This is a genomic window from Mucilaginibacter rubeus, from assembly GCF_014643835.1.
Classification (GTDB): Bacteria; Bacteroidota; Bacteroidia; order Sphingobacteriales; family Sphingobacteriaceae; genus Mucilaginibacter; species Mucilaginibacter rubeus.
In genome coordinates, this window is the sequence record NZ_BMKD01000005.1 from 278,325 (window position 1) to 300,651 (window position 22,327).

28 protein-coding genes and 1 tRNA gene are annotated in these 22,327 nt (G+C 41.8%); 13 read left to right on the forward strand and 16 right to left on the reverse strand.

All coding sequences use genetic code 11. The features are described 5' to 3' along the window. Positions 1 to 144: 144 nt before the first annotated feature. Positions 145 to 218 (reverse strand) — tRNA-Ala (locus IEX80_RS18060). A gap of 769 nt (positions 219 to 987) precedes the next feature. Between IEX80_RS18060 and IEX80_RS18065 the strand changes: the two genes are divergently transcribed. The 5 genes from IEX80_RS18065 to IEX80_RS18080 all read left to right on the forward strand — a co-directional run bounded on the left by IEX80_RS18065 (position 988) and on the right by IEX80_RS18080 (position 3,498). After that, the gene (locus IEX80_RS18065) at positions 988 to 2,199 is read left to right on the forward strand and encodes an MFS transporter (protein WP_217633196.1); all 1,212 of its coding nucleotides are present in this window, start codon (positions 988 to 990) and stop codon (positions 2,197 to 2,199) included. Between the two features lie 200 nt (positions 2,200 to 2,399). Continuing rightward, positions 2,400 to 2,576: a hypothetical protein gene (locus IEX80_RS18070; protein ID WP_167516293.1), complete on the forward strand. Its 177-nt coding sequence runs from the start codon at positions 2,400 to 2,402 to the stop codon at positions 2,574 to 2,576. Positions 2,577 to 2,617: 41 nt separating this feature from the next. Beyond that, positions 2,618 to 2,746 (forward strand): hypothetical protein, encoded by a 129-nt coding sequence (locus IEX80_RS27930; protein WP_255485329.1) that lies wholly within the window; start codon positions 2,618 to 2,620, stop codon positions 2,744 to 2,746. A gap of 38 nt (positions 2,747 to 2,784) precedes the next feature. Then, positions 2,785 to 2,949, forward strand: coding sequence for a hypothetical protein (locus tag IEX80_RS18075; protein WP_188833680.1), 165 nt, complete (start codon positions 2,785 to 2,787; stop codon positions 2,947 to 2,949). 381 nt (positions 2,950 to 3,330) lie between these two features. Continuing rightward, a complete protein-coding gene (locus IEX80_RS18080) occupies positions 3,331 to 3,498 on the forward strand; it encodes a hypothetical protein (protein WP_167516292.1) in 168 nt (55 codons plus the stop codon). 95 nt (positions 3,499 to 3,593) lie between these two features. Here IEX80_RS18080 and lpxB read toward each other — a convergent pair whose 3' ends face one another. From lpxB to IEX80_RS18100, 4 genes are read right to left on the reverse strand one after another with little or no spacing between them, the layout of a single operon-like run. Continuing rightward, positions 3,594 to 4,715 carry a lipid-A-disaccharide synthase gene (lpxB, locus tag IEX80_RS18085; RefSeq protein ID WP_188833681.1) on the reverse strand — a complete coding sequence of 374 codons (1,122 nt, stop codon included), beginning with the start codon at positions 4,713 to 4,715 and terminating at the stop codon, positions 3,594 to 3,596. After that, a complete protein-coding gene (locus IEX80_RS18090; protein ID WP_090532473.1) occupies positions 4,715 to 4,981 on the reverse strand; it encodes a hypothetical protein in 267 nt (88 codons plus the stop codon). Before IEX80_RS18090 ends, lpxB begins: the two co-directional genes overlap by 1 nt. Positions 4,982 to 4,983: 2 nt before the next feature. Beyond that, positions 4,984 to 5,757, reverse strand: coding sequence for a 5'/3'-nucleotidase SurE (gene surE, locus IEX80_RS18095; protein ID WP_090532475.1), 774 nt, complete (start codon positions 5,755 to 5,757; stop codon positions 4,984 to 4,986). Positions 5,758 to 5,799: 42 nt separating this feature from the next. Next, positions 5,800 to 7,152, reverse strand: coding sequence for a hypothetical protein (locus IEX80_RS18100; RefSeq protein WP_188833682.1), 1,353 nt, complete (start codon positions 7,150 to 7,152; stop codon positions 5,800 to 5,802). Positions 7,153 to 7,283: 131 nt separating this feature from the next. Between IEX80_RS18100 and IEX80_RS18105 the strand changes: the two genes are divergently transcribed. After that, positions 7,284 to 7,838: a Uma2 family endonuclease gene (locus tag IEX80_RS18105; protein WP_188833683.1), complete on the forward strand. Its 555-nt coding sequence runs from the start codon at positions 7,284 to 7,286 to the stop codon at positions 7,836 to 7,838. Between the two features lie 29 nt (positions 7,839 to 7,867). Here IEX80_RS18105 and IEX80_RS18110 read toward each other — a convergent pair whose 3' ends face one another. Both IEX80_RS18110 and IEX80_RS18115 read right to left on the reverse strand, forming a co-directional pair. Further along, positions 7,868 to 8,053, reverse strand: coding sequence for a CsbD family protein (locus tag IEX80_RS18110; RefSeq protein ID WP_091169309.1), 186 nt, complete (start codon positions 8,051 to 8,053; stop codon positions 7,868 to 7,870). Between the two features lie 113 nt (positions 8,054 to 8,166). Further along, positions 8,167 to 9,180 carry a dipeptide epimerase gene (locus IEX80_RS18115; protein WP_188833684.1) on the reverse strand — a complete coding sequence of 338 codons (1,014 nt, stop codon included), beginning with the start codon at positions 9,178 to 9,180 and terminating at the stop codon, positions 8,167 to 8,169. A gap of 54 nt (positions 9,181 to 9,234) precedes the next feature. Here IEX80_RS18115 and IEX80_RS18120 point away from each other — a divergent pair, with 54 nt between their 5' ends. Next, entirely contained in the window at positions 9,235 to 10,224 is a 990-nt protein-coding gene (locus IEX80_RS18120; protein WP_176626095.1) for a hypothetical protein, read from the forward strand. Here IEX80_RS18120 and IEX80_RS18125 read toward each other — a convergent pair. The 5 genes from IEX80_RS18125 to IEX80_RS18145 form a co-directional block, all read right to left on the reverse strand. Then, positions 10,193 to 10,822: a rhomboid family intramembrane serine protease gene (locus IEX80_RS18125; RefSeq protein ID WP_188833685.1), complete on the reverse strand. Its 630-nt coding sequence runs from the start codon at positions 10,820 to 10,822 to the stop codon at positions 10,193 to 10,195. The two genes, IEX80_RS18120 and IEX80_RS18125, sit on opposite strands and share 32 nt — an antisense overlap. Beyond that, complete coding sequence (locus tag IEX80_RS18130) at positions 10,823 to 12,568, reverse strand: M14 family zinc carboxypeptidase (protein ID WP_188833686.1); 1,746 nt, start codon at positions 12,566 to 12,568, stop codon at positions 10,823 to 10,825. It lies immediately after the preceding gene. 63 nt (positions 12,569 to 12,631) lie between these two features. Further along, a complete protein-coding gene (locus tag IEX80_RS18135; protein ID WP_188833687.1) occupies positions 12,632 to 13,033 on the reverse strand; it encodes a ribonuclease E inhibitor RraB in 402 nt (133 codons plus the stop codon). 13 nt (positions 13,034 to 13,046) lie between these two features. Continuing rightward, positions 13,047 to 13,400 (reverse strand): MmcQ/YjbR family DNA-binding protein, encoded by a 354-nt coding sequence (locus IEX80_RS18140; protein ID WP_188833688.1) that lies wholly within the window; start codon positions 13,398 to 13,400, stop codon positions 13,047 to 13,049. Further along, entirely contained in the window at positions 13,400 to 14,149 is a 750-nt protein-coding gene (locus IEX80_RS18145) for a hypothetical protein (protein WP_188833689.1), read from the reverse strand. The genes IEX80_RS18140 and IEX80_RS18145 overlap by 1 nt, the downstream gene beginning before the upstream one ends. A gap of 78 nt (positions 14,150 to 14,227) precedes the next feature. Between IEX80_RS18145 and pepT the strand changes: the two genes are divergently transcribed. Together pepT and IEX80_RS18155 are read left to right on the forward strand one after the other, a co-directional pair. Continuing rightward, on the forward strand, positions 14,228 to 15,478 hold the full coding sequence (pepT, locus tag IEX80_RS18150) for a peptidase T (RefSeq protein WP_188833690.1): 1,251 nt from the start codon (positions 14,228 to 14,230) through the stop codon (positions 15,476 to 15,478). A gap of 41 nt (positions 15,479 to 15,519) precedes the next feature. Continuing rightward, complete coding sequence (locus tag IEX80_RS18155; protein ID WP_188833691.1) at positions 15,520 to 16,014, forward strand: GNAT family N-acetyltransferase; 495 nt, start codon at positions 15,520 to 15,522, stop codon at positions 16,012 to 16,014. Between the two features lie 7 nt (positions 16,015 to 16,021). Here IEX80_RS18155 and IEX80_RS18160 read toward each other — a convergent pair whose 3' ends face one another. The 3 genes from IEX80_RS18160 to IEX80_RS18170 are packed head-to-tail and all read right to left on the reverse strand — an operon-like array spanning position 16,022 to position 17,313. Then, a complete protein-coding gene (locus IEX80_RS18160) occupies positions 16,022 to 16,213 on the reverse strand; it encodes a DUF8506 family protein (protein WP_091169281.1) in 192 nt (63 codons plus the stop codon). Further along, complete coding sequence (locus IEX80_RS18165; protein ID WP_090532502.1) at positions 16,203 to 16,781, reverse strand: ATPase; 579 nt, start codon at positions 16,779 to 16,781, stop codon at positions 16,203 to 16,205. Before IEX80_RS18165 ends, IEX80_RS18160 begins: the two co-directional genes overlap by 11 nt. 16 nt (positions 16,782 to 16,797) lie before the next feature. Next, positions 16,798 to 17,313, reverse strand: coding sequence for a GNAT family N-acetyltransferase (locus IEX80_RS18170; RefSeq protein WP_090532504.1), 516 nt, complete (start codon positions 17,311 to 17,313; stop codon positions 16,798 to 16,800). 70 nt (positions 17,314 to 17,383) lie between these two features. On the opposite strand from IEX80_RS18170, the gene IEX80_RS18175 reads away from it, so the two are divergent. The 3 genes from IEX80_RS18175 (at position 17,384) to IEX80_RS18185 (ending at position 21,095) form a co-directional block, all read left to right on the forward strand. Continuing rightward, positions 17,384 to 19,744 carry a prolyl oligopeptidase family serine peptidase gene (locus tag IEX80_RS18175; RefSeq protein WP_188833692.1) on the forward strand — a complete coding sequence of 787 codons (2,361 nt, stop codon included), beginning with the start codon at positions 17,384 to 17,386 and terminating at the stop codon, positions 19,742 to 19,744. A 129-nt stretch (positions 19,745 to 19,873) separates the two neighbouring features. Then, the gene (locus tag IEX80_RS18180; protein ID WP_090532507.1) at positions 19,874 to 20,455 is read left to right on the forward strand and encodes a hypothetical protein; all 582 of its coding nucleotides are present in this window, start codon (positions 19,874 to 19,876) and stop codon (positions 20,453 to 20,455) included. Positions 20,456 to 20,534: 79 nt separating this feature from the next. After that, a complete protein-coding gene (locus IEX80_RS18185) occupies positions 20,535 to 21,095 on the forward strand; it encodes a suppressor of fused domain protein (protein WP_090532508.1) in 561 nt (186 codons plus the stop codon). A gap of 33 nt (positions 21,096 to 21,128) precedes the next feature. Here IEX80_RS18185 and IEX80_RS18190 read toward each other — a convergent pair whose 3' ends face one another. Then, positions 21,129 to 21,734: a murein L,D-transpeptidase catalytic domain-containing protein gene (locus tag IEX80_RS18190; RefSeq protein ID WP_229701673.1), complete on the reverse strand. Its 606-nt coding sequence runs from the start codon at positions 21,732 to 21,734 to the stop codon at positions 21,129 to 21,131. A gap of 66 nt (positions 21,735 to 21,800) precedes the next feature. Between IEX80_RS18190 and IEX80_RS18195 the strand changes: the two genes are divergently transcribed. Next, on the forward strand, positions 21,801 to 22,226 hold the full coding sequence (locus IEX80_RS18195) for a hypothetical protein (protein ID WP_176626112.1): 426 nt from the start codon (positions 21,801 to 21,803) through the stop codon (positions 22,224 to 22,226). Positions 22,227 to 22,327: the final 101 nt, after the last annotated feature.

The following is a 22,327-nucleotide window of genomic DNA, read 5'->3' on the forward strand; positions in this document are numbered from 1 at the left end:
AGCTTTATCTAAGCGATTTTAGCCTGTTTTGGTGGTGAATATGACGTAATTTTTGCAAAAAAATTTCTTGAATAAGCCCCTAAACAACCTGATAAAGCACAAAAAAAGCCACTTACTGTTTTCGTAAGTGGCTGATTATCAAGGTGGAGAATATCGGAGTCGAACCGATGACCTCTTGCATGCCATGCAAGCGCTCTAGCCAGCTGAGCTAATCCCCCGTGGTGGGCTGCAAATATAGAATTTTGTGAATTAAAATGAAATTCTATTGTTATTTATTTTATCCAATCCTGTCTCAGCTGCCATTACTATCGGTTTGTTTAATTTAAACTTTAAATATATATGCTGTTGGTTTGCCTTAATTTTCCGGCGGAACGAAAGCTTAATAAAAAAGTAAAGCCCCTGATGGGCAGGGGCCTTTACTAACCAATTATAAACCTAAATTATGAGAAGACTACTTTATGTATTGTGTTATTTTTAACACGGTGTAAAAGTAACACTAAGTTTTGATATTCGGAAAATATATTTTGTAATTGTTTTGTAAGTTTTATCAATTACATTGCCATCCGGTATCTTATTGTCAAAAATAAGAATAAAACATTATTAAATTACCAATTTTTTCAAATTATTTTATAATAATCGCCACATCGTTCATTTTCATCAAAAAAAGATTCGGTTTTATTTATAAAATTTACAAAAATTTAATTTTAAATGATTTTTAAAGTAAAATTAGGATCCAAACCTATATTAAAATTAAATTTCAAAGCATATTGTATGCTTAAAGCAAAACAATCGCCAATTTTTCTTTAAAAAACTCCAAAATACCACATTTTTTTTGCCTTAATACTGCTTTTAGCTCTTTAAAGAACGATTGCCTGCTAAAACAATTTATGTTCTAAACGCAGTTACATAATAAAAATTACTTTACAAAGGCTTTTTTTTAAAGATGCTTTAACACTTTTGCAGCAAAAATATACTGCCTTTTAAAATATGTCATCAACACATACCGCAAAACAACACCCGCATCTTACGCCATTAACTTTATGGATCATGACCATAGCTACAGGTTTGGTGGTAGCCAACATATATTATAACCAACCATTACTGGCCGATATGGCGAATACTTTTGGCGTAAGCGATAAAAAAGCGCAGCAAATATCGCTTTTTACGCAAATTGGCTACGCTACGGGTTTATTATTTATAGTGCCATTGGCGGATATGCTTAAGCGTAAGCGTCTTATTTTAATTGATTTTGTGCTCATGATCATATCGTTAATAGCCAGCGCCATGGCGCCTTCCGTAACTATACTTATGATAGCGGGTTTTTTGGTGGGCGTATCATCGATTATTCCGCAATTGCTGATCCCAATGGCGGCCCACTTAGCCAGGCCACATGAGCGGGGTAAGAAGATTGGCTTTGTAATGAGCGGCTTATTAATCGGCATTTTGCTGTCACGCACATTAAGCGGCTTTATAGGCGAGCATTTCGGCTGGCGAAGCATGTTTTATATAGCCGCCGGGTTAATGTTGCTCATCTGGGTTATGATATTTTTGTTTTTGCCCGAAATTGAACCCGATTATAAAGGCAATTACGGTAAATTGATGAAATCATTGATCCATTTAGTAAAAACCCAACCTAAATTAAGATTGGCAGCATTCAGAGGGGCTTTATGTTTTGCCGGTTTCAGCGCATTTTGGACAACGCTGGTATTCCTGTTAAAACAGCCTCAGTTTAATGAGGGCAGCGCCGCTGCGGGTATGTTTGGCCTTGTTGGCGCTTTCGGTGCGGTAGCCGTTGGCTTTATGGGCCGCCTGAGTGATAAAATGGATGCATACAAATTATCAATTTATACACTTTCGCTCATCCTGATCTCTTTTATTGTATTCTATTTTTCGAGCCATAGTATAATAGGGCTCATCATCGGGGTTATTCTGCTTGATATGGGTGTGCAGGCTACTCATATCTCTAACCAGTCTATTATTTTTGCATTGATCCCGGAAGCCCGCAATCGTATCAATACAGTGTACATGGTGTCTTATTTTATAGGCGGGGCTTTAGGCACGTTCTTCGCCAGCTTAGTTTGGAAAAACTATGAGTGGAACGGAGTGTGTGCTATTGGAACTGCCTTATCAGTAATAGTGATCATAGTGCATTTGTTAAACTACAAAAAATCGTCCGCTACTGCTACTGATGTTCGGTAACGTATGCCTGTTTATCTGCTTTGAATAGTTGTCGGCATTGAATTGATCAAAAAAAGTAAAAATTTCTTCTAAAAAAACACCCCTGTATTACAGTCATTTACATCGTATTGTAAAATAAATCTGATTTTTTAATGACTTTTTTTGCTCTCCGATAAAAGTTTGGCATTGATTTAGATCAGTACTTATCAAACGCAGTTGTTATGAAAGCAAAAGACAAAGCGGTTAAACCTGAAGAAGAGAAAGAGTGGGAAAACCCAGTGGAACCGACAAAAACTTCAGACCCACGCGATGAGGAGCAAATATTAAGGCAATATAAAGAAGCAAAACGCCGCCATGATAACCTCACCGAAAACGGAAACGAAAAAAAGAAAGACTAAAACGGAGACATTAAAATATTAAAAACATCAAAACCTACAACATGAAAACGCAAAAACAAACATCAACCACCAAACTAATAGCAAGCTTTGATAATGCACTTAAAAACATCATCATGAGCGACTTAAAAGCTATCAAAACTAAAACGCCCTATTTAACGCCGGCAGCTTAAACTAAATATAAAAAACATCACCTACACTACATCTACCTATGAAAGCATATAAACCACCCCCCGCAATAACTAAATTACTTGCACGCTTTGATGCCGAATTATTGGAGCTGTTGAGGGAAGATCTGAAAAACTACAGGGCCAAAACCCAATTCATGAGCAACAACAAGCAGGTAGCAGCACAGCAAACGCTGTCTGCCGCTTGATCAACATATATATATATCTACCTATCGAGTACTAACATCACCTATGAAAACGTGGAGCCCTGCAAAAAACAGGGCTCTATTTTTTTTAGTAAAGCCGGGCAAGCTTAATGCTATCTTTGTATAATATTAAATAACAATATATTAACACTTTGGTCACCTAAAGGAAATGCATGAAACGGTTATTTGGGTAAAGCGGCGGGCGAATGACCTATGCAGTTAAACACCATATTGCACCATCTATTTACGCGTGGTACCGTTAACCAGGTGATGAACAAATCGGTTACGGTCAATTGATCCTGCACGAGCAGGAGCTAAAGACTGATTGTCTGTATGGTGTATTGCTATCTGTGAAATTACATACTCTACATAAATACAAACATTATGGACCAGGTTAATTATCCCATAGTAACAATTGTAGTTATTGCTGTTATTATTTTGCTGGTTTGGATCATCAGGCGAAACCAGAAAGATGAAAAAAAGCTGGAACAGGATATCATCCAATCCGAACTAAAACCAGAAGAAAATAATGATAAGGAAATAGAATCCTGAGCTTGTTGTTAAAAGCAACCTGGCGAAATAACATATCCCAGCGTCAGTGCGTACAGCAATAATGGTCTTTTCCTTTAAGGAAGTCGCTGAATTTACTATGATTTCCTATCTGCTTCAGTATATTTAACAATTAACCCGGCTGTTTTGGCTGATGCCCCCGGCTGCCCCATGCGCACATCAAGCTCGTCATAATTATTGAGCATGTTTTGGCGATAGGTTACATCATTGACAATCAGTTTTAACTCTTCACCTATCTTGTGGGCCGTACACTCTTCCTGGATCAACTCCTTCACTACCGCTTTATCCATGATCAGATTAACCAGCGATATAAATTTGAGTTTAACCAGCATGCGCGCTATGGCGATGGTTAATTTCCCGCCTTTATACACCACTACCTGCGGCACGTTAAACAGCGCGGTTTCAAGTGTCGCGGTGCCGGAAGCTACAACAGCTGCATGGGCACGATTCAGCAGATCGTAAGTGCCGTTGAATACAACGGGGATCTCGGCGCCGTTTAAGTACGGCGCATAATAATCAGCCTGAAAAGCCGGTGCACCGGCAATTACAAACTGGTATTCAGGAAAGTAGGCCGAAGCCCGGATCATATCGGGCAGCAGTCTGCTGATTTCCTGTTTGCGGCTGCCGGGTAACAGTGCTATAATTTTTTTTACGCCAAGTTTATTTTTTTGCAGGAAAGCAGGGTCAGGATCAAATGCCGAAACCGCATCAAGCAAAGGGTTGCCTACGTAATCAACATCCATTCCCCACTCTTTGTAAAACGCCACCTCAAAAGGCAATATGCAAAATAGATGGTCAACAATGCGTTTGATTTTTAACACCCGCTTCTGGTTCCAGGCCCAAACTTTGGGCGAAATATAGTAGTTAACCGGTATGCCGTTAGCTTTGGCGTATTCGGCTATTTTGAGGTTAAAGCCGGGAAAATCTATCAGGATCAATACGTCGGGGTGGTAAGCAGAGATATCCCGCTTGCACGATCGCATGTTTTTAAGAATGGTTTGCAGGTTGGCAACCACTTCAACAAAGCCCATAAAAGCCATATCGGCATAATGCTTTACCAGTGTGCCGCCCTCGGCCTGCATCAGGTCGCCGCCAAAAAAACGGAAATCAGCACCAGGGTCAAGCGATTTGAGTGCTTTCATCAAATTAGCCCCGTGCAAATCGCCCGAAGCTTCGCCGGCTACCAGGTAATATTTCATTATAAGGATTGCAATTTAAAAATGAATATGGCCAGCATAAACAAAAGCGAGATCATAGCGATACCGTTTCCCGTTTTATCGGCCCCTTTTCCATAAAAATAACGGATGATAAACAAATTGATAGCAAAAGCTACAAAGTATGGAATGCCCGGCTTATGCATGAAAACCAGTTGATTTTTAAGCAGAAATCCAAAAACAAACAGACTAACACCTGGCAGTATGGCGCCAATGAGCAGGCCTAAGGATACGTCGTTTTTGTTTAGCATAATTACAGGTTGAATTTCCAGTTGTTTAAGTAGGGGATAACGTGGTGTGCGGTCATATCAAACTGCACCGGCACAACCGAAGCATAACCCTGTTCCAAAGCCCACACATCGGTATCCTCGCCGCCATCATTTAATTGAAAAACGCCGGTAAGCCAGTAATAAGGCCTTTTATGCGGATCTATGCGTTCATCAAATTCTTCGGCCCATTTGGCAGCCGCCTGCCTGCATATTTTAATGCCTTTAATGTGTTTGGTACCAGGAAAGTTTACATTTAACAAACTGGCTTGTGGTAAACCATGGGCTAAAACCTGTAAAGCAAGTTCTTTTACAAACTTGATACAAGGCTCAAAATCGGCTTGCAAAGTATAATCATCTAACGAAAAACCTATCGACGGGATACCCTCAATGGCTCCCTCAACCGCTGCCGACATCGTGCCCGAATACAGCACATTGATAGAGTTATTAAGGCCATGGTTAATGCCCGAAACACAAAGATCAGGCTTTTTACCTTTAAAGATCTTGTTAACAGCCAGCTTTACGCAATCAACCGGAGTGCCCGAGCAGCGGTACATTTCAATGCCCTCGTAAATGTCAACCTGGTCAAGCCGTAAAGGTTTGCCGATGGTAATGGCATGCCCCATACCCGATTGCGGGCTATCCGGAGCAACAACTACAACACGGCCAATTTCGGCCATAGCATCCATCAGGGCTTTGATACCCGGAGCGGTAATGCCATCGTCATTTACAACAAGTATGGTGGGTTTGGTAACTTTCATTGGGCAAAGTTAACAATCCTCAACAATGTAACCCGGTCAGGCTTATTCTACTTTTAATTTAACCGAGTTTACCCAAATGGCATCCCTGTCAAAACTGGCTTTGAAATTCCGAAGCATAAAGTTTTTGTCCGCTTGTATTTTGCCTCTGAAAACCTGTTTGCCGTTTATGTTTACAACAACCGGTTGCTCCAGGTTTACCATTAGTGGGCTAATCATTATCTCTGTTTCTTTTACACCCGATGTTTCAAGGTTGAATGTATTATTAAAAAATGTCCCTTTAACGGCGGCGCTTTTGTTCAGGCCCTGATACTGCCGGTACCTGGTATCAATTTCTTTTTTGATCTTATCATAATTAGGAAAAGTAAGTGACTGATGCCAGGCAGCACGATTAAGCCCGGTATCGATACCCGTTAGTTTTATCCATGCGTACGAATTATAAATTTTATCGCTATAGCATTCCCAATAGATTTTGTTTTTGAATAAGTTACGGCTCACACTATTTATAAATACGGGTGTATAAGGAAGGTCGGTGTTTAAATGCTTATCGTAATGTTGGTAGCCGATGTATTCTTTGTAAATCAGACGATCATGCCTATCTTTTAACCAATCCATAATAATGCGGGTTTGTTGGATGGGGCGCAGATCGTCGAGGTCAGAATGTACCACGTATAGCGGACTGTTTATAATGTTTCTGATATAAAAGTCGCGGGCAAAGATATTGTCGAACATTGAATTATACCCCATAAAGCCGGCGAATTGATTTGGCGTGTAAAGACCCAAACCAATTGCGCCGTCCGAACCATCTGAATGACCCAAAGCAAATATTTTACTGTCGTTGATGTTAACTTGCTTTTTTACCGAAATTAATATATTGGCCAGTGTTTGATAGGTAAAATTTGGCACATCGCGATCGCGAAAAGCTTTTTTATTTAATACCCAATTGAAGAACTTTTTAGGGTCACCAATCGGCCTGATAATGATGTTGTCCTGCTTTTTAAGGATGGCAAAAATGATATCATCGTCAAATTTTTGAATGCTGTCTGCATCGGCGAAACTACTTTGGCCAACGGCACCATGAAGTAATAATATACAAGTGGTTTTACGTGTGTTACTATAAGAAACAGGCACAAACACCCTGAACGGCACTTTACCAAACAGCGAATCAGTATAGTAGAAAAGATAGTCTTTGCCACCTTTTATATCCGGGTAATCATGCCAGTTGCTAAGCAGTTTAAAGGTTGAATCGGCGTCGATCTTATTGTTAACCCGGATCTGGCTGATCCTTTTCTCGGCGTTGGATGCGGCTTTTTCTAAAGCGTTTTCCTGTGCAGATAATGTAGATGAGAATGTAAAAAATAAAATAAATAAGATTAGATGGTTGAGGTTTAGTTTCATGTTTTGTAGTTATAAGTACTTATATGACACGCCTGCATCGGAATAGTTGCATATATAATATTTAATAATACTGGGTTTATTTACATGGCGGCTATATTGGTAACAAAATGAATTTTAGTTATATTTGATTTATGCTGACTACAGATAAAAAAAAGAAATACACCGTGGAGGATTATTTGATGCTTGAGGAAGGTGCGCCGTTTCAGCTGATCAACTATGATTTAATTATGTCGCCTTCACCTATTCCTGCCCACCAACAGTTATCTGCTAAAATTATACAGCTATTGTCTAACTTTTTAGATAGCATAAATGATAATGGCTTTCTTGTAAGCGCACCAATGGATGTAAAATTTGATGATGGAAATGTACTTCAGCCCGATATACTTTATATAAAAGAAGGCAGGGTTGCCGACCTTGTAAAAGACAGGATAGAAGGAGCCCCAGATTTAATCATCGAAATCCTTTCTCCTTCTACTGCTTACTATGATTTAAGGCAAAAAAAGGATGTTTATGAAAAATACGGCGTAGCAGAATATATCATTATAGATCCGGTACAGGAAAATGCCGATATGTATAAGCTAACTCATGAAGGTTATAGTTTAGAGCAGAAAGCGCTTAAAACAGAAAACCTAACTTCAATAGTAATTCCAGGTTTTAAACTGGAGCTTTCAAAGCTATTTAAATAGTGAAAGCCCCGTTACTGAGGCTTTCAATTTTATAAACTGTTTATCCATTTCACCAGCTCATCGCGGGTTTTGCCCGTTTTTTTCTGGAGCTTGCCAAGTGTTTCATCATCTTTACCTTCCTGCCAGGCAAGGTCGTCGTCGGTAAGGTCGCCGTAAGCTTGTTTGATTTTGCCTTTCAGCTCATTCCATCCGCCTTTTATTTCTAACTTGTCCATAATGTTTTTTATTTAGATGTATCAGGATAACGGACGAGGCCAAGGATGGTTTGAAAAAAAGCCAAAAGCAGAATGCCGAAAGCTGAAAGCCCTGGCATAGCTATCAAAGCTACTTAACTAAATCTCAACCCTAAGCCCGGATCGTGGTTTAGTATGTATTTTCCGTCACTAAACTCCGGCATTACATAAGGGTTATTACTTACTAAAAAGGGGCCGTCAAGGTCAACCCAATCTGCTTGCGGAGCAATGGCTAAACCTGCTAAAGCGGCACAGCTTGTTTCGGTCATACATCCAATCATGATCTTCAGGTCAAGTTCGCGGGCTTTGTCGATCATTCTTTTCGCTTCATATAAACCTGCAGATTTCATGAGTTTAATATTGATCCCGGTATAAACACCTCTGGCCTTTTCCACATCTTCAAAACGTTGAACGGCTTCATCGCCGATGATGGGGATAGGACTACGTTCGGTGAGCCAGGCATTGCTGTCGGGATCAGTTTTGAGCATGGGTTGTTCTATCAATTGTACGCCTTGCTCGTGCAGCCAGTGGGTCATATCCAAACTCTGCTGCAAATCTGTCCAGCCCTGGTTAGCATCTACATAAAGCGGCACATCGGTAACGGAGCGAATGGTGGTAATCAATTCTTTATCTGTATCCCGACCAAGCTTAACCTTGATCACTTTAAACCCTTCTGCCTCTTTTACCTTTTTGATGACCATTTCGGGCGTATCAATGCCTATCGTAAAACTGGTGACCGGCATCAGCGCAGGGTTGCTGCCGAGCAGTTGCCAGCAGGGCTGGTTTTTCAATTTGCCGTCCAGGTCATGCAGGGCAATATCAAGAGCCGCTTTAATGGCCGGATTACCGGTGGCAATGCTATCAAGGTAATTGACGATCGCTCCAAAATCAAAAGGGTAGCTAAATTGGCTGATATCAATCTTACTCAAAAATTCGGCAGCGCTTTGATGGCTTTCGCCCATATAAGGCACCATTGAGGCTTCGCCGTAGCCGGTTTTACTTTCGTGGCTGATCTGCACCAAGATAACCGGGGTAGAGGTACGCGAAAATTTAGCTATCGTAAAAGCATGCTTCAGCTGAAGCTCGTAGGGTTGATATGTCAGTTCCATGTTAAAAACCAAAGCTAAAATTTTAGTACGAAAATCGTGCTTATCTTTGCGGCCATGCCGGCACAAATTTATTCACCGTTCACCAATTTCAATTTCAGCAACAATAAATGTTTCCTTACGGGGCAAAACCTTAATTCGCCCGAGGAACAGATCCAGGTATTTCCGCAATGGCTCATGAGCCGTTACGAACTGGAAGATAAGCCCTTTAAGTTGCTCGACGAAAGCATGGCTACTTATAAAGACCTGAAACTGCCCTGCACAGCCGAAGTTAACGAACGCTATCTTGAACCGCTTGAAAACACAATTGCTGCTGCTTTTGATACCGGTTATGAGGCTGTAAAGGCGCTTGATGAGGATAAACTGTTTCTGTGGGCGGGCAAATTGCTGTACGGAATTATTTTTAATGAGATCCAGGCCGGCATTAAATTGCAGCACTCGCAGGGCGAGGAATTTAACATATCGCAATCCATTATCCACAAGTTCAATAACCTGCACATGATGCTGCAAAGCCTCAATCTGCCGGTTGAGTTTGATGGTTTTAAGCCGTACAGCCTGGTATTATTTAAGGTTGATAATGCTGAAAACGTTTTTGGCTATCGCGATGAGATCAATACGCTTACATTCTCATTAAGGATAAAAGATTTTGGCCTGATCCTTTGCCTGCAGGATAACGGCGCCAACGCCCGCTACCATAAAGAAGCTTTGGATAAAATTTCAGATCACACTCTGCATCCTATCCAGTTTGAAGAGTTGAACGCCCGCTTCTTTTATTCGGCTTATTTATTTAACCGGCTGCCCGAGTACGATATTTTCCATATTGGTGACACCATATCCTTAGAAGCCCTGCCCCTGCGCGGCACCAGCAGCAAACCCCTGTTTGATGACTGGATGAACAAAACCTACGGACAGGTACTGGAAAACTTTTGGAAAAATTGGGGGTTCCTGCTGTTAGAGATCATCAGGAACCCCGAAAAGCCCATGAGCTTTTTATTTAATGCCGACGGCGATTTTATTAATGGCCAAGATTTGAAATTGCCATTGTGATCTGCTGCCAAAAATCGGGCAAAATTTCATGATGAAATATAATGGTGATCATTAAGCCACTCAGTGCGCCATAAAAGTGCGCGTCATGGTTGATCTGATCGCGCGAATATTTTGATGCGAAGTGGCAATACACAAGATATAATACGCCAAATATTACTGCCGGGATAGGAATTGGTATCGGCAATATCATCATTTGAGCCAGCGGGTTATATAATATAGCACTAAAAATAACCGCACTTACTGCCCCTGAAGCTCCAAGACTGTAATAACTGTAATGATCTTTGTGTTTGAGCACAGTAGGCATGTCGCTTAAAATTAAGCTTACAGTGTACAATATGGCAAATTGAACGTGGCCTAATAACGGCTCCAACCCGAACGCGAAAAAGTAAAACGACAGTATATTGAAAAACAAATGCATCCAGTCGCGGTGAATAAGTCCGCTGGTAATGATGGTATGAATATCCTTTCCCCGCGAAACGGTATAGGGGTGCAGCATCATGCGGCCATAAAGGTTATTGTTTGAAAAAGCTAAAAGCGATGTTATGATAGTGATTGCAAAAATGATGCTGGCCACAGGGGCCGTGTGTATAATTTCCATTTATTTAAGGTCGAGTTTGGTATTAGTTAAAAGCCTGCCCACCGGGTAGCGCATAAAAGTTTTTTCAAAGTAGGGCGAATTGCGGTAAACAAAGAACAATTGCGCTCCGGCATTATTGGCCAGCTGCGGGTCTTTTGCTTTGGCATCGTCCAGTTTTTGTTTAATCGACGGATCCTTTTTTAGCAGATCAGCAGCTATATCTTCAAAAACATAGTCCGAAAAATACTCTTTTTCGCCCAGCACCGAATCAAAAAAGTTCCACGCAAAAAACGAGTCGACACCTTGCGGTTCCAGCGTTTCCACGATATAACGGTTTATTGGCTGATTAGTATACACCACGTAATCGCCGGTATAAAATTTAACAGGCATATCCACCGGGTTTAGTTTTACGCCGGTATGCAGGTAATGGCCCTCAAATGGCCGGGCCGGTGTTTTCAGATCGGCTACGTAATACATCTGCAGGTTAAGCGTGGTATCATGCGCCAGTTGCTTCATCTGTACCCCGTTCAGCTTAAACAGGTCAATCACCTTACCCCATGCCTGCGGAATTACATAGGCCACCGGCTTATCGGCAGTGGCTGTAACCTTATAGGTGTTAAAATATTTGATGGTTTTGGTATATGGCTTATCACGGTCGTAGTACAACCTTGGCAATCCGCTTACACCGCTGGTTTTATGGCCAGCTTCGTAGCCTTTAAAGGTAATGGTATCAACCTTGCTATTATCAACCGCCCAGCTTAATGCAAACGTTTTTTGATTGCTTACCTGCTCATCGGCTTTGCGTTTCAACTCCCCAATCAGGTTGGCATCCCGCTGGTTAATTTCAATAAGGTGCTGCATAAAATCATAAGTAGCATACACACGTTTATCAAAAGGCTTCAGCATATGCGTTTCGGTGATATAGCTGATGATATTATGCTGGGCGGTAAATCCAGTGGCAAAGCGTGGGGTTTCTAAAAAACTAACGATACCCGAATCAGGAAGCCCTTCTTCGCCTGCACCGTAAGGGATCATCTCGTACCCGCTCTTTTTCATTTTGCTGTACAGATATGGGGTAAGTGTTTTGGTAGTATAGTCGGCCAGGATGGGGTTTTGCTTTTCCTTCTGGGTTTCGATGAGCGTCATCACATATTGATAGTCGGCGCCATCGCTGGTATGGTTATCTAAAAAGATCTCGGGTTTCCAGGTAGTGAGGATCTGTGTAAAGGCTAAGGCATTGCGGCTATCGGCCTTAATAAAATCCCGGTTTAAATCAAGATTGCGATAGTTACCTCTGAAACCGTAAGCTGATGGGCCGTTCTGGCTTACACGGCTCAGGCCGCGGTTAAGATTACCGTCGATATTATACAGCGCTATAAGGCAAATCACCACATCTTTTGGCAGGGTATTATTTTTAAGCATATCATGCACCAGCATCATACTGGCATCGATACCTTCCGGTTCGCCAGGGTGGATGCCGTTGTTGATGAGCAATACCCTTTTATTTTGCTTTTTAATAACCGCGGGATCAAAGATCTTATCTTTTGAAAGCACAACAAGTGTAAGCGGCTTGCCAACATCGGTTGTGCCATAGTTAATAAGCTTCATTTGCTGCGGGTATAGCTTGTTAAGCTTTTGATAGTAATCGATTACCTGGGCGTGGGTGGCGGTATAATTTTTATCCTTACTTAGTTCAAAAGGTGTAAGCTGGGCTTGGGCAGAGAAGGTAATAAAACAGGTGATAAGGGCAGCGAAAACTATCTTCATAAGTAAATACGTTGTTCAAATATAGCTTAAGAATGCCAATTAGATATGCGAAACACAATAATATTACTGATCGGGAATGGTGCCCCAGCCATCAAACTCACAATCAAATTTGTAAGCAAGGCTACACATCTGGTTAATCCATGATGCTACAACTGCCTCTTTCATTTTTACTTTGTCAGACCAGCCGGTAATAATGAATAGTTTTTTATCCCCTTCAGAAACACCGAATTTTACCTGGTAGCTTAAATTGGATAATTCCTGCGCAAATATCTGGGCCTTTTGATATGTATTGGTGTAAAAGAAAAACTCAAGCATCAGCTCCCTGTCTTCGTCAACATTTAGCTCCCTGAGCTTTTCCATAAGTACCGGCAGCATGTTAATCTGTATTGCCGATTTTTCACTGAACGCTTCGGCCGATACAAATTGTCCGCTGTCCTTTTTACCGAAAAATCCAAATAGACCCATAAGAATAATTTGCTTATAATACAGCTATCTCCGCCTGCACTTTCTTCGGCAGGCTTTTAACCACTTCATTGTATGAGTGGTCAATCATTTCGCAGAGTTGTTTACGGGTGAGGGAGCCGTTCATTTGCACGGTGTTCCACATTTTTTTGTTCATGTGATAGCCGGGCTGCACTTCGGGGTAGCGTTCACGGAGTTCAACAGCCCATTCAGGATCGCATTTAACATTGAACCTGTCGCCGGTTTGCAAACCGGTTAGTAAAAAGATTTTTTCAGCTATCTTAAAAACCAGCGTATCCTCGCCAAAAGGGAAGCCCTCGGTGGCACCAGGTTTCTGCAAACAATAATCGCGCAACTCTTCTATATTCATTACCTGAAATTTCTGACCAATTTGGTGTAGGATACTGTATTGCCAAAATTATATTTAAAACCGATGCTATATTGAACAAACTGATCGGGCGCATTGTTCTTAAATTTTTGAGGGTTATCATTGTAGCCGTCAAGCCCTTCCCCAAAAGTATAGCTGTGCTGAACGCCAAGGGTTATGGTGTAACCTACCTGGTCGTAATCATCGTAAATTTTAAACTCATAGCCCAATCTTAACGGTATCATAAGGTTGATGCTCTTATCTTTTCCCTGAAAACCCTCGGTTTCGCCAACCGGCCCATGGTTCTCATATCCGGGAGGGTTCGAACGTTGTACAAACGCCATCTTATTTTTTATTGCACCAATGCCCGAGCCTATATAAAAGTTTTTAAGTACGTTTAAAACGCCGCTGTTACTATAATCAATGATTTCGCCCATTTGTAAATCGGCACGAAGGACAAGCGCTAAAAAATTATTTTTTGATTTACGGCCAAACTCGTCTGTACTGGGTGTAAGGCCGCCGCCTTCAATAGTTCCAAAATGAAAATCAAGCGCTATTGGTACATAAGGACTGTAGTTGTAAGTTAAATTGAACGTACCCCCGGGATGCCATACTTGTTTTTTAAGGTCATCGAACCCACGAGCGTAATTGACACCTCCGCCAATGCCCCATTCATAATAATTAAAACCACTTTGGGCTTTTGCCATAGCCGAAGCACAAACCAAAACAAAAAGTAGAAAATATTTTTTCAATGTATAATTTTAATCAATATTTACAACTGGAGATGGCATTAACCACCGCCTAAATTTCCCCTAATATAAAAGCTTTATATGAATTTTAACTCATTCATTAAGTTCACAGTAGCCGAACGCTTCTTGCGCTACGTTACCATTGATACGCAATCAGACCCTTCTTCGGTTTCATTTCCATCAACAGAAAAGCAAAAAGATCTTGCCCGGCTGCTGGTTGATGAACTGTTGGCTATGGGTATAGCCGATGCACATTTAGACGAGTACGGTTATGTCTATGCTACTATTCCGTCAAATACTGATAAAAAGGTACCCGTAATTTGCTTTTGCTCGCATATGGATACCGCGCCCGATTGCAGCGGAAAAGATGTAAAACCAATTGTACATAAAAATTACCAGGGCCAGGATTTAATATTGCCCGATGATAACACCCAGGTGATCCGCATGACCGAGCATACCGATCTGAAGAACCAGTTGGGTAACGATGTTATTACAGCCAGCGGTACCACGCTGCTCGGCGCCGATAATAAAGCCGGTGTGGCCGAAATAATGGATGCCTGCTACCAGCTCATCAGCCATCCCGAAATAAAACATGGCGATATCCGGATCCTGTTTACGCCCGACGAAGAAGTTGGCCATGGTGTTGACCATGTGGATATTGCCAAATTGGGTGCCTTTGCCGCTTATACTATGGATGGAGAAAGCGCGGGTAATATGGAGAATGAAACCTTTTCGGCCGATGGCGCCAGGCTTACCATAAATGGTGTAAGCTCACATCCGGGATTTGCCAAAGGCAAAATGGAAAGCGCCATTAAAATTGCCGGACAAATTATTGCCGCCCTGCCCGATGAACTTTCGCCGGAGTATACCGAAGACATGCAGGGGTTTGTGCATCCGGTAGGTATAGAAGGCCATGTGGAAACCGCCGCTATCGATTTTATAATCCGGGATTTTGATGAAGCCAAACTTGCAGATCATGTTGAGGTTATCCGCCGAACGGCTGCTGATGTATTGAAAAAATTTCCGGGCTCAACGTTTGATATTGCCGTGAGCCAGCAATACCGTAATATGAAAGGTGTGCTTGACCAGCATCCGCAAATTGTTGATTATGCTATGGAGGCCATTAACCGTACCGGCTTAACCGCCAAATTGTGCAGTATCCGGGGTGGTACTGATGGTTCACGGCTTTCATTCATGGGCTTGCCTTGTCCTAACATTTTTGCCGGCGAACATGCTTTTCACAGCAGGCACGAATGGGTATCAATTCAGGATATGCAAAAAGCGGTTGAAACCATTTTGCACCTGTGCATGATCTGGGAAGAAAGAAGTTAAGACATACGACTTTTCTTAATAACACAAAACTAAATTTGAAGATGTATACAATACGTACTGCCACCTTAAACGATGTGGAAACTATCCGTGATATCGCCGATAAAACATGGTGGGTAACCTACAGCCCCATTCTTGAGCGCGAACAGATATCCTTTATGCTTGGCGAGATTTACTCGACAGAGAAAATAACCAAACAGGTTAAAGAAAATCAGCAAACTTACCTGTTACTGGAGGAAGAAGGCAATCCGGTGGCATTTGCAGCCTACTCGCCCCGCGAAGAGGATCCGGAGATCTACAAATTGCATAAACTTTACTGCCTGCCCGAAACGCAGGGCAAGGGCTACGGAAAAGTATTGATTAACGAGGTGGCCCAAAAAACTAAAGATGCCGGTAAGAAAACGCTGGAACTTAACGTCAACAGGTACAATAACGCCAAATCATTCTATGAAAAAATGGGGTTTACCATAGCCTATGAAGAGGATATAGCCATTGGTAAATACTGGATGAACGATTATGTAATGCGAAAGGAACTATAGCTGATTGCTATTTGGCGGGAAGGGTTTTTAAAAGCTCTTTTGCGGGTACAGCTTTGAAACTGCCGTCTTTATCTCCAATGATAAGGCTTTCGTTGTTGGCAGCGGCAGTTTCAACCAGTTTGCGGTTTGCCCGCTTCATGCCTTCAAGCACTTTCGCCTCTAACTCATCCATGCCCATTTTTTGTGCTTTAGTTGTCATTTGCCTGATCTAAAATTACTTTCCAAACGTCGGATTTTATTATTGTTTCTTCTAACGATCCGAAACCTCTTGCCACCACCAGGGAGCCTGTATTTATATTATTTATTACAAACCATTTATCACAAAGAGGTATATACAAAGATACCAAATTTCTTATTCCTCGATAATATCTCCGCTCTATTACATCAGCCGGGATATTATGGCCACCTTTGCTTACGCGTTTAGCTACTCGTTCCTTTGCCATTTCAGGAGAGCTCAACCAAAAAAACAATAAAGTAACTTCGTATCCTGTTTGCTGGGCTCTTTTAACCAAGGATACATAACTCCGGGTTGAAAGCGTTGTTTCAAAGGCAAAGTCAACTTCCCGGTTCAGCAACTCATCAATCCGCTGCAGCATGATCCGGCCGGCTTCGAATGCAACACTTTCCGGATCGAAGGGAGATAGTCCCGCCGCGATGTTATCTGCATTTACAAACTCATTACAGTTAAGCAATTCGGGTAAAACTGTATAACTTGCCGTGGTTTTACCGGCACCATTACAACCTGCTATAATATACAAATTAGGCATCCTGTGAATTTAGTTGTTAATCCTTAAAAATAGCATACATATATTTATCCATCACCTCGCCATTTTTAATAATTGACCTTCGTAGTACGGCCTCTTGAATATAGCCTGCTTTTTCGAGCACCCGTATGGATGCCGTGTTTCTATTATACACACCGGCTTCTAAGCGCAATAGCGAAAAATGTTCAAAAGCATAAGTGGTTACCAGTTTTACAGCCTCGGTTGCTAAGCCCTTTCCCCAATGTTCTTCACCAAGCCAATAGCCTATTTCGGCGGTTATGCGGCTTTCGTCGGTAAAAAGTTCAACACCAATGCCGCCGCAGGCTTCACCGTTAACTACTATGGCAAAGTTGGTTAAAGGTTGCTGATTTTGGGCCAGGTTTACCCAAAATAGCGCATCCTCCATAGTATAAGGATACGGGAACCTGTCGCGCAAAAAAGCCGATACTTTAGGGTTATCCGCATGCTTTTGAAGTGATGCTTCATCGCCCTGTTGCCACGCCCTCAATAAAAATCCGTTGCCCTGTAGTTCCATTTTGTAACAATAAAATGCTTAAAAATAACAATCATTAGCCAAACTGTTAAATTGCATGCTTTATTGAGATATGAAAAAACTGTTAGGCTTATTGTTCCTGATCCCGGCAACGGGCGCCTTTGCCCAAAAGCTGGATACCCTTAGCATCGAAAAAATTATGCGCGACCCTAAATGGATCGGGGTTTCACCCTCCAATATCCGTTGGGCTAACGATAATAAAAAGATCTATTTTAAATGGGATGATGATGCTTCGGGCAATACCCGGTTATATTCAGTTAGCCCCGGCGACAACAAGGTACAAAAAGTTAGCATTGCCGAGCAGCGCGATCTGGCAGCCGGTTACGGCGAATGGAACAAAAAGCATAGCCAAAAGGTATTCAGTAAAAACGGCGATTTATTTTTATACGATGTAAAAGCCAACAAAACCACCCGGCTAACAAATACCGTAGCGCAGGAAGACAGCCCTGTTTTCAGCGGTGATGAAACAAAGATCATTTACAAAGAAGATAATAATCTCTTTGCCCTGAACCTGAATGGCGGCACCCTGGTACAGCTCACCAATTTTGTACGGACAGCAAGCGATAAAAAAAGTAAGGATAAACCCGGCGAGCAGGAACAATGGCTCAAAAAACAACAGCTTGAGTTGTTTGAGATCATCAAAAAGGAAGCAAAAGACGATAAAAAAGATTCAACAGAAACAGCATTGCTTAAGTCCGACAAGCTGAAAGAGATTGCCTATGGCGATAAAAGACTGAGCGCTGTACAGATCAGTCCGGATGGCAGGTTTATCACCTATCGCCTTACCAAACGCGCCGATGGCGTTCAAAACGCGATTGTACCTAATTATGTTACCGCATCGGGTTTCACCGAGGATATTCCGAACCGTTCAAAGGTAGGCCGGCCATCGTCAACATCAGAGACTTTTATTTACGATAAACGCCGGGAAGCAGTTTACCCGGTTATTACATCAGAGATCCCCGGCATTAAAGACCTGCCCGACTATTTAAAAGATTATCCCGATGAATTAAAAGCCCGTCAAAAGGAAAACGCCGACAGGCAGGTAAATATCGATGGCGTTTTATGGAATCAAAGCGGCGGCAATGCCGTGGTCATTATCTCAGCACAGGATAATAAAGACTGCTGGATCATGCGCTTAGACCCGGTAAGCGGTAAACTAAGCCTGCTTGACCGTCAGCGAGATGAGGCCTGGATTGGCGGCCCCGGCATTGATGATCCCGGAAATGCAGGTTTTATTGATGATAACCATTTTTATTACCAGAGCGAAGCAAGCGGTTACTCGCATATTTATGTGGTTGATGTAACCAGCGGCGCCAAAAAACAACTCACCAGCGGCAAATGGGAAGTGCAGACTTTGCAGCTAAGCCAGGATAAAAAGACGTTTTATTTTACCGCCAATATCGATCACCCGGGCATTATCCATTTTTACAGGATCCCGGTTAGCGGCGGCATCCCCGTTAAAATTACCGGCATGAAGGGCGGCAACGAGGTAACACTTTCGCCTGATGAAAAGTGGCTGGCTATTCGCTACTCTTATTCAAACAGGCCCTGGGAATTATATATCCAGGCCAATAAACCCGGTGCAAAGGCGGTAAAAATAACCAACTCCGTTTCGGCCGAATACCTGTCGTACCCCTGGCGCGACCCGGAGATCATCACTTTTAAAAACCGTTATGGCGCTGATGTTTACGCACGCCTGTATCAGCCTAAAAAGCAAGATCCTGCAAAACCCGCTGTGGTTTTTGTCCACGGAGCGGGATACCTGCAAAACGTTACCTATTCATGGAGTTACTATTTCCGCGAATTTATGTTTAACAATATGCTGGCCGATAACGGATACACCGTTTTAGATATCGACTATACCGCAAGCGCGGGTTATGGCCGGGATTTCCGAACAGGGATCTATCGCCATATGGGCGGCAAGGACCTCACCGACCAGGTTGATGGCGTAAAATTGCTGGTTGAAAAATATGGCGTTAACCCGAAGCATGTCGGTTTATACGGCGGCTCATACGGTGGCTTCATTACGCTTATGGGTATGTTTACCGAACCGGATGTTTTTGCTGCAGGCGGCGCCATACGCTCCGTTACCGACTGGGCGCATTATAACCATGAATATACTTCAAATATCCTCAATGAACCTTTCACCGATGAACAGGCTTACCGTAAAAGTTCGCCTATTTATTTTGCCAACGGCTTAAAAGGCAACCTGCTGATGCTCCATGGCATGATAGATCAGAATGTGAACTACCAGGATATCATTCGCCTAACTCAAAAACTGATAGAGCTGCACAAAGAAAATTGGGAGCTTGCCTCGTACCCCGTAGAAGACCACGGCTTTGAACAACCCAGCAGTTGGGCCGACGAGTATAAACGCATTTATAAGTTATTTGAGAGCACGTTGAAAAAGTAGGGTAATTAAGAAGAGCTGCAAAGGGGGACAAGCGAGGGAGGTGACGCGCCAATCGGATCCTGTACCGGGCGGTTATATATCCAAACGCCGCAAGTTAAGCCGAGTTATAAGCTAAAAAATCAATCATTTATGAAAAAGGCATCCATTTTACTCGCACTGTTTCTTTTTTCCTGTTCACAGCCAATACAAAAACAATCAAAATTGGTAAAAACACCAACTTTGTATCCAGCGAAAAACTATTCAAGCAAACTTTATGATGAGCCTTTTTTTAAAGAAGAACATTTCAACTATGTAATTAGCAGGCAAACGAAAGATACAACAAAACGTAATTACACATCAGAAACGACAGTTATTGAAGGTAAAGTCAGGCAATATTTCAGAAATTGCGAAGTGACGCTCGATAAAAATGCTCTTGTTTTTCAATTGACGGACACTCCTTTTTCTGATGGCCGCTATGAATTGAAATTTGTTAAATCACCAGGTGTATTTGAAGCCAAATACAATCAAACTTTTTCAATTACTGATAGCTCATACAAAAAACCTGTTTTTAAAGTGATAGATAAAAACGTTGTTCTTGATAAAGACACCTACGTAAAGGGTGAGCTTTTGAGGGGCAAGTTTTCTTTTCAGATCGCCGCGTCGCATTTGTTGGAAAGCAAATACTCCGATACAATATCTATGTACGGATTTGTAAAAACTATTATAAAGTAGCCTTATTCTGCATTCGTCTGAAAACAAGTACAATACAATAAATAACCTAAATTCATTATAAGTATAATGGGGTTACAAGATGAGCATTTACAACAAACTGATAAAAGAGCATTATATATCAAATTGGGGAAGCAATTATGAAGAGAAGATATGGACAACGGGGCCTATCAATGAACTTGATAATCCGCTTACAATTTTAGAATTTAAACCAACTGTCAAGAGGAAAATGTGGACTTACGCAACATGTGGCATGTCTACATTTTCGCATGAAAAACCTGTCGAACTACATTTATTTTCCGCCATTCAGGATAGTTCTATTTTAGAATTGTTAACAAGTGTAGTTTATTTCCATAATGTTAATCAAAATCTCAATTTAGGGCATACGGTTAATTTTGGAAGGCCATGGCAGGAAAATTCAGAGTGCAGCTACGGTTTAATTTCTTTACCTTATTTAGATGGACCTGATCTTGAATTGTTTGATCCTGGCAATAACCATAAAACAATATTTTTTTATTGGCTTATCCCTATAACATTACGAGAACGGAACTATAAAATGCAAAATGGGCTGGACGCTTTAGAAGAAAAATTAGAAGAAAGCCAGTTTAATTATATTGACAGTGAAAGGAGGAGTGTAATTTAACCCCGCGACCGTGTCCCTCGGTCGCAAATTATGTTATTGATATATCCACATCAACACATGCTTCTTTTGTTTCTTCAACAAAGCATCTACAATTTTCATGGTATTATTTGATATAGCCGGACAGCCCCAGCCTTCTGGTGTCCCTTTAGGGTAAACTTCAGTTTCGGCTACCTGTTCCCATGAATGAAAAACGATCTGCCTTGCTAAAGCGTTATTATTGGTTGCTTCCAATCCGGTGAGGTAATACTTTACGTGGATTCCCCAGGCGCTGTAGGCCCGCCCATCTATTTGATACTTACCGGGAGCAGTACAATGGCTGCCATCTAGGTTACTGAACGCAGGTTTGTCTTTCGACCATTCACCACTCCAGGGGTTACGGCCGCAGCCATGGCTCACCAGTCCGGAAACCAGCACATCGTTTTTCCTGAAATCCCATACCATAAAACGTTTAACACCCGATGGCAGGGCCATATCAATTAAAATACAATAGCGGGTGTTGTAGCCACGTTGCCGGCAAAACGCCAGGCTTTGTTTGGCTTTTTCTTTAACACGGTTAAGGTCTGCCCGAGGTGCATCCGCGTATGTTTTAATACAGCAAAAAAATATTGAGAAAAGCGGGAATAAAAATCTCAGTTTCAATTGTGTCAGGTTTTGTGTTGTAAACAGAAATATCTGCTTTTTATTACAATAAACCTATCTTGTGAAATGAAAAAACTTTTGCCTCTGTTACTCCTGCTGTTGTTTTTATTCAGTTGTGCCGAAAAATCAACCAAAATGCCGGTAACCATTAAGACAGTTAATAACGGAAAAGCATTGCAGATAACCGGTTTCGATCCGGCCATCATTAACGAGATCAGCCGTGACTCATCGGCGACAGCCTGGGAAACGCTGATGGCTGTTTACCGCATGCCTGCCGATACCTCTATGCGAAACCTGCAGCCCGCACAGCCGGGGCGTTATGCCGTTCATAACAATGTAGTTGTTTTTACACCCGATACGGCCTTTAGCACACAGCAAACGTATTTTTTTCGTTACTATGATTTCAGTGCCGGCGGTACGCTGACCGATTTGATAAAAAGCCGCAGCAAACCCGGTACCTTGCACTATACAGATTTGATTTTTAAGCAATAAACTACCTATATGCTTGAAAATTTAATATTTTTGATTATATTTGCAACCGTTAATAAAAGAGGGGGCAATTAGTCCCCTCTTTTATTTTATCAATCAAAATT

Bases quoted from the DNA above. Each gene is read 5' to 3' on its own strand.
- IEX80_RS18065 (WP_217633196.1), top strand. From the start codon at position 988: ATGTCATCAACACATACCGCAAAACAACACCCGCATCTTACGCCATTA.
- IEX80_RS18070 (WP_167516293.1), top strand. From the start codon at position 2,400: ATGAAAGCAAAAGACAAAGCGGTTAAACCTGAAGAAGAGAAAGAGTGG.
- IEX80_RS27930 (WP_255485329.1), top strand. From the start codon at position 2,618: ATGAAAACGCAAAAACAAACATCAACCACCAAACTAATAGCAAGCTTT.
- IEX80_RS18075 (WP_188833680.1), top strand. From the start codon at position 2,785: ATGAAAGCATATAAACCACCCCCCGCAATAACTAAATTACTTGCACGC.
- IEX80_RS18080 (WP_167516292.1), top strand. From the start codon at position 3,331: ATGGACCAGGTTAATTATCCCATAGTAACAATTGTAGTTATTGCTGTT.
- lpxB (WP_188833681.1), bottom strand. From the start codon at position 4,715: ATGAAATATTACCTGGTAGCCGGCGAAGCTTCGGGCGATTTGCACGGG.
- IEX80_RS18090 (WP_090532473.1), bottom strand. From the start codon at position 4,981: ATGCTAAACAAAAACGACGTATCCTTAGGCCTGCTCATTGGCGCCATA.
- surE (WP_090532475.1), bottom strand. From the start codon at position 5,757: ATGAAAGTTACCAAACCCACCATACTTGTTGTAAATGACGATGGCATT.
- IEX80_RS18100 (WP_188833682.1), bottom strand. From the start codon at position 7,152: ATGAAACTAAACCTCAACCATCTAATCTTATTTATTTTATTTTTTACA.
- IEX80_RS18105 (WP_188833683.1), top strand. From the start codon at position 7,284: ATGCTGACTACAGATAAAAAAAAGAAATACACCGTGGAGGATTATTTG.
- IEX80_RS18110 (WP_091169309.1), bottom strand. From the start codon at position 8,053: ATGGACAAGTTAGAAATAAAAGGCGGATGGAATGAGCTGAAAGGCAAA.
- IEX80_RS18115 (WP_188833684.1), bottom strand. From the start codon at position 9,180: ATGGAACTGACATATCAACCCTACGAGCTTCAGCTGAAGCATGCTTTT.
- IEX80_RS18120 (WP_176626095.1), top strand. From the start codon at position 9,235: ATGCCGGCACAAATTTATTCACCGTTCACCAATTTCAATTTCAGCAAC.
- IEX80_RS18125 (WP_188833685.1), bottom strand. From the start codon at position 10,822: ATGGAAATTATACACACGGCCCCTGTGGCCAGCATCATTTTTGCAATC.
- IEX80_RS18130 (WP_188833686.1), bottom strand. From the start codon at position 12,568: ATGAAGATAGTTTTCGCTGCCCTTATCACCTGTTTTATTACCTTCTCT.
- IEX80_RS18135 (WP_188833687.1), bottom strand. From the start codon at position 13,033: ATGGGTCTATTTGGATTTTTCGGTAAAAAGGACAGCGGACAATTTGTA.
- IEX80_RS18140 (WP_188833688.1), bottom strand. From the start codon at position 13,400: ATGAATATAGAAGAGTTGCGCGATTATTGTTTGCAGAAACCTGGTGCC.
- pepT (WP_188833690.1), top strand. From the start codon at position 14,228: ATGAATTTTAACTCATTCATTAAGTTCACAGTAGCCGAACGCTTCTTG.
- IEX80_RS18155 (WP_188833691.1), top strand. From the start codon at position 15,520: ATGTATACAATACGTACTGCCACCTTAAACGATGTGGAAACTATCCGT.
- IEX80_RS18160 (WP_091169281.1), bottom strand. From the start codon at position 16,213: ATGACAACTAAAGCACAAAAAATGGGCATGGATGAGTTAGAGGCGAAA.
- IEX80_RS18165 (WP_090532502.1), bottom strand. From the start codon at position 16,781: ATGCCTAATTTGTATATTATAGCAGGTTGTAATGGTGCCGGTAAAACC.
- IEX80_RS18170 (WP_090532504.1), bottom strand. From the start codon at position 17,313: ATGGAACTACAGGGCAACGGATTTTTATTGAGGGCGTGGCAACAGGGC.
- IEX80_RS18175 (WP_188833692.1), top strand. From the start codon at position 17,384: ATGAAAAAACTGTTAGGCTTATTGTTCCTGATCCCGGCAACGGGCGCC.
- IEX80_RS18180 (WP_090532507.1), top strand. From the start codon at position 19,874: ATGAAAAAGGCATCCATTTTACTCGCACTGTTTCTTTTTTCCTGTTCA.
- IEX80_RS18185 (WP_090532508.1), top strand. From the start codon at position 20,535: ATGAGCATTTACAACAAACTGATAAAAGAGCATTATATATCAAATTGG.
- IEX80_RS18195 (WP_176626112.1), top strand. From the start codon at position 21,801: ATGAAAAAACTTTTGCCTCTGTTACTCCTGCTGTTGTTTTTATTCAGT.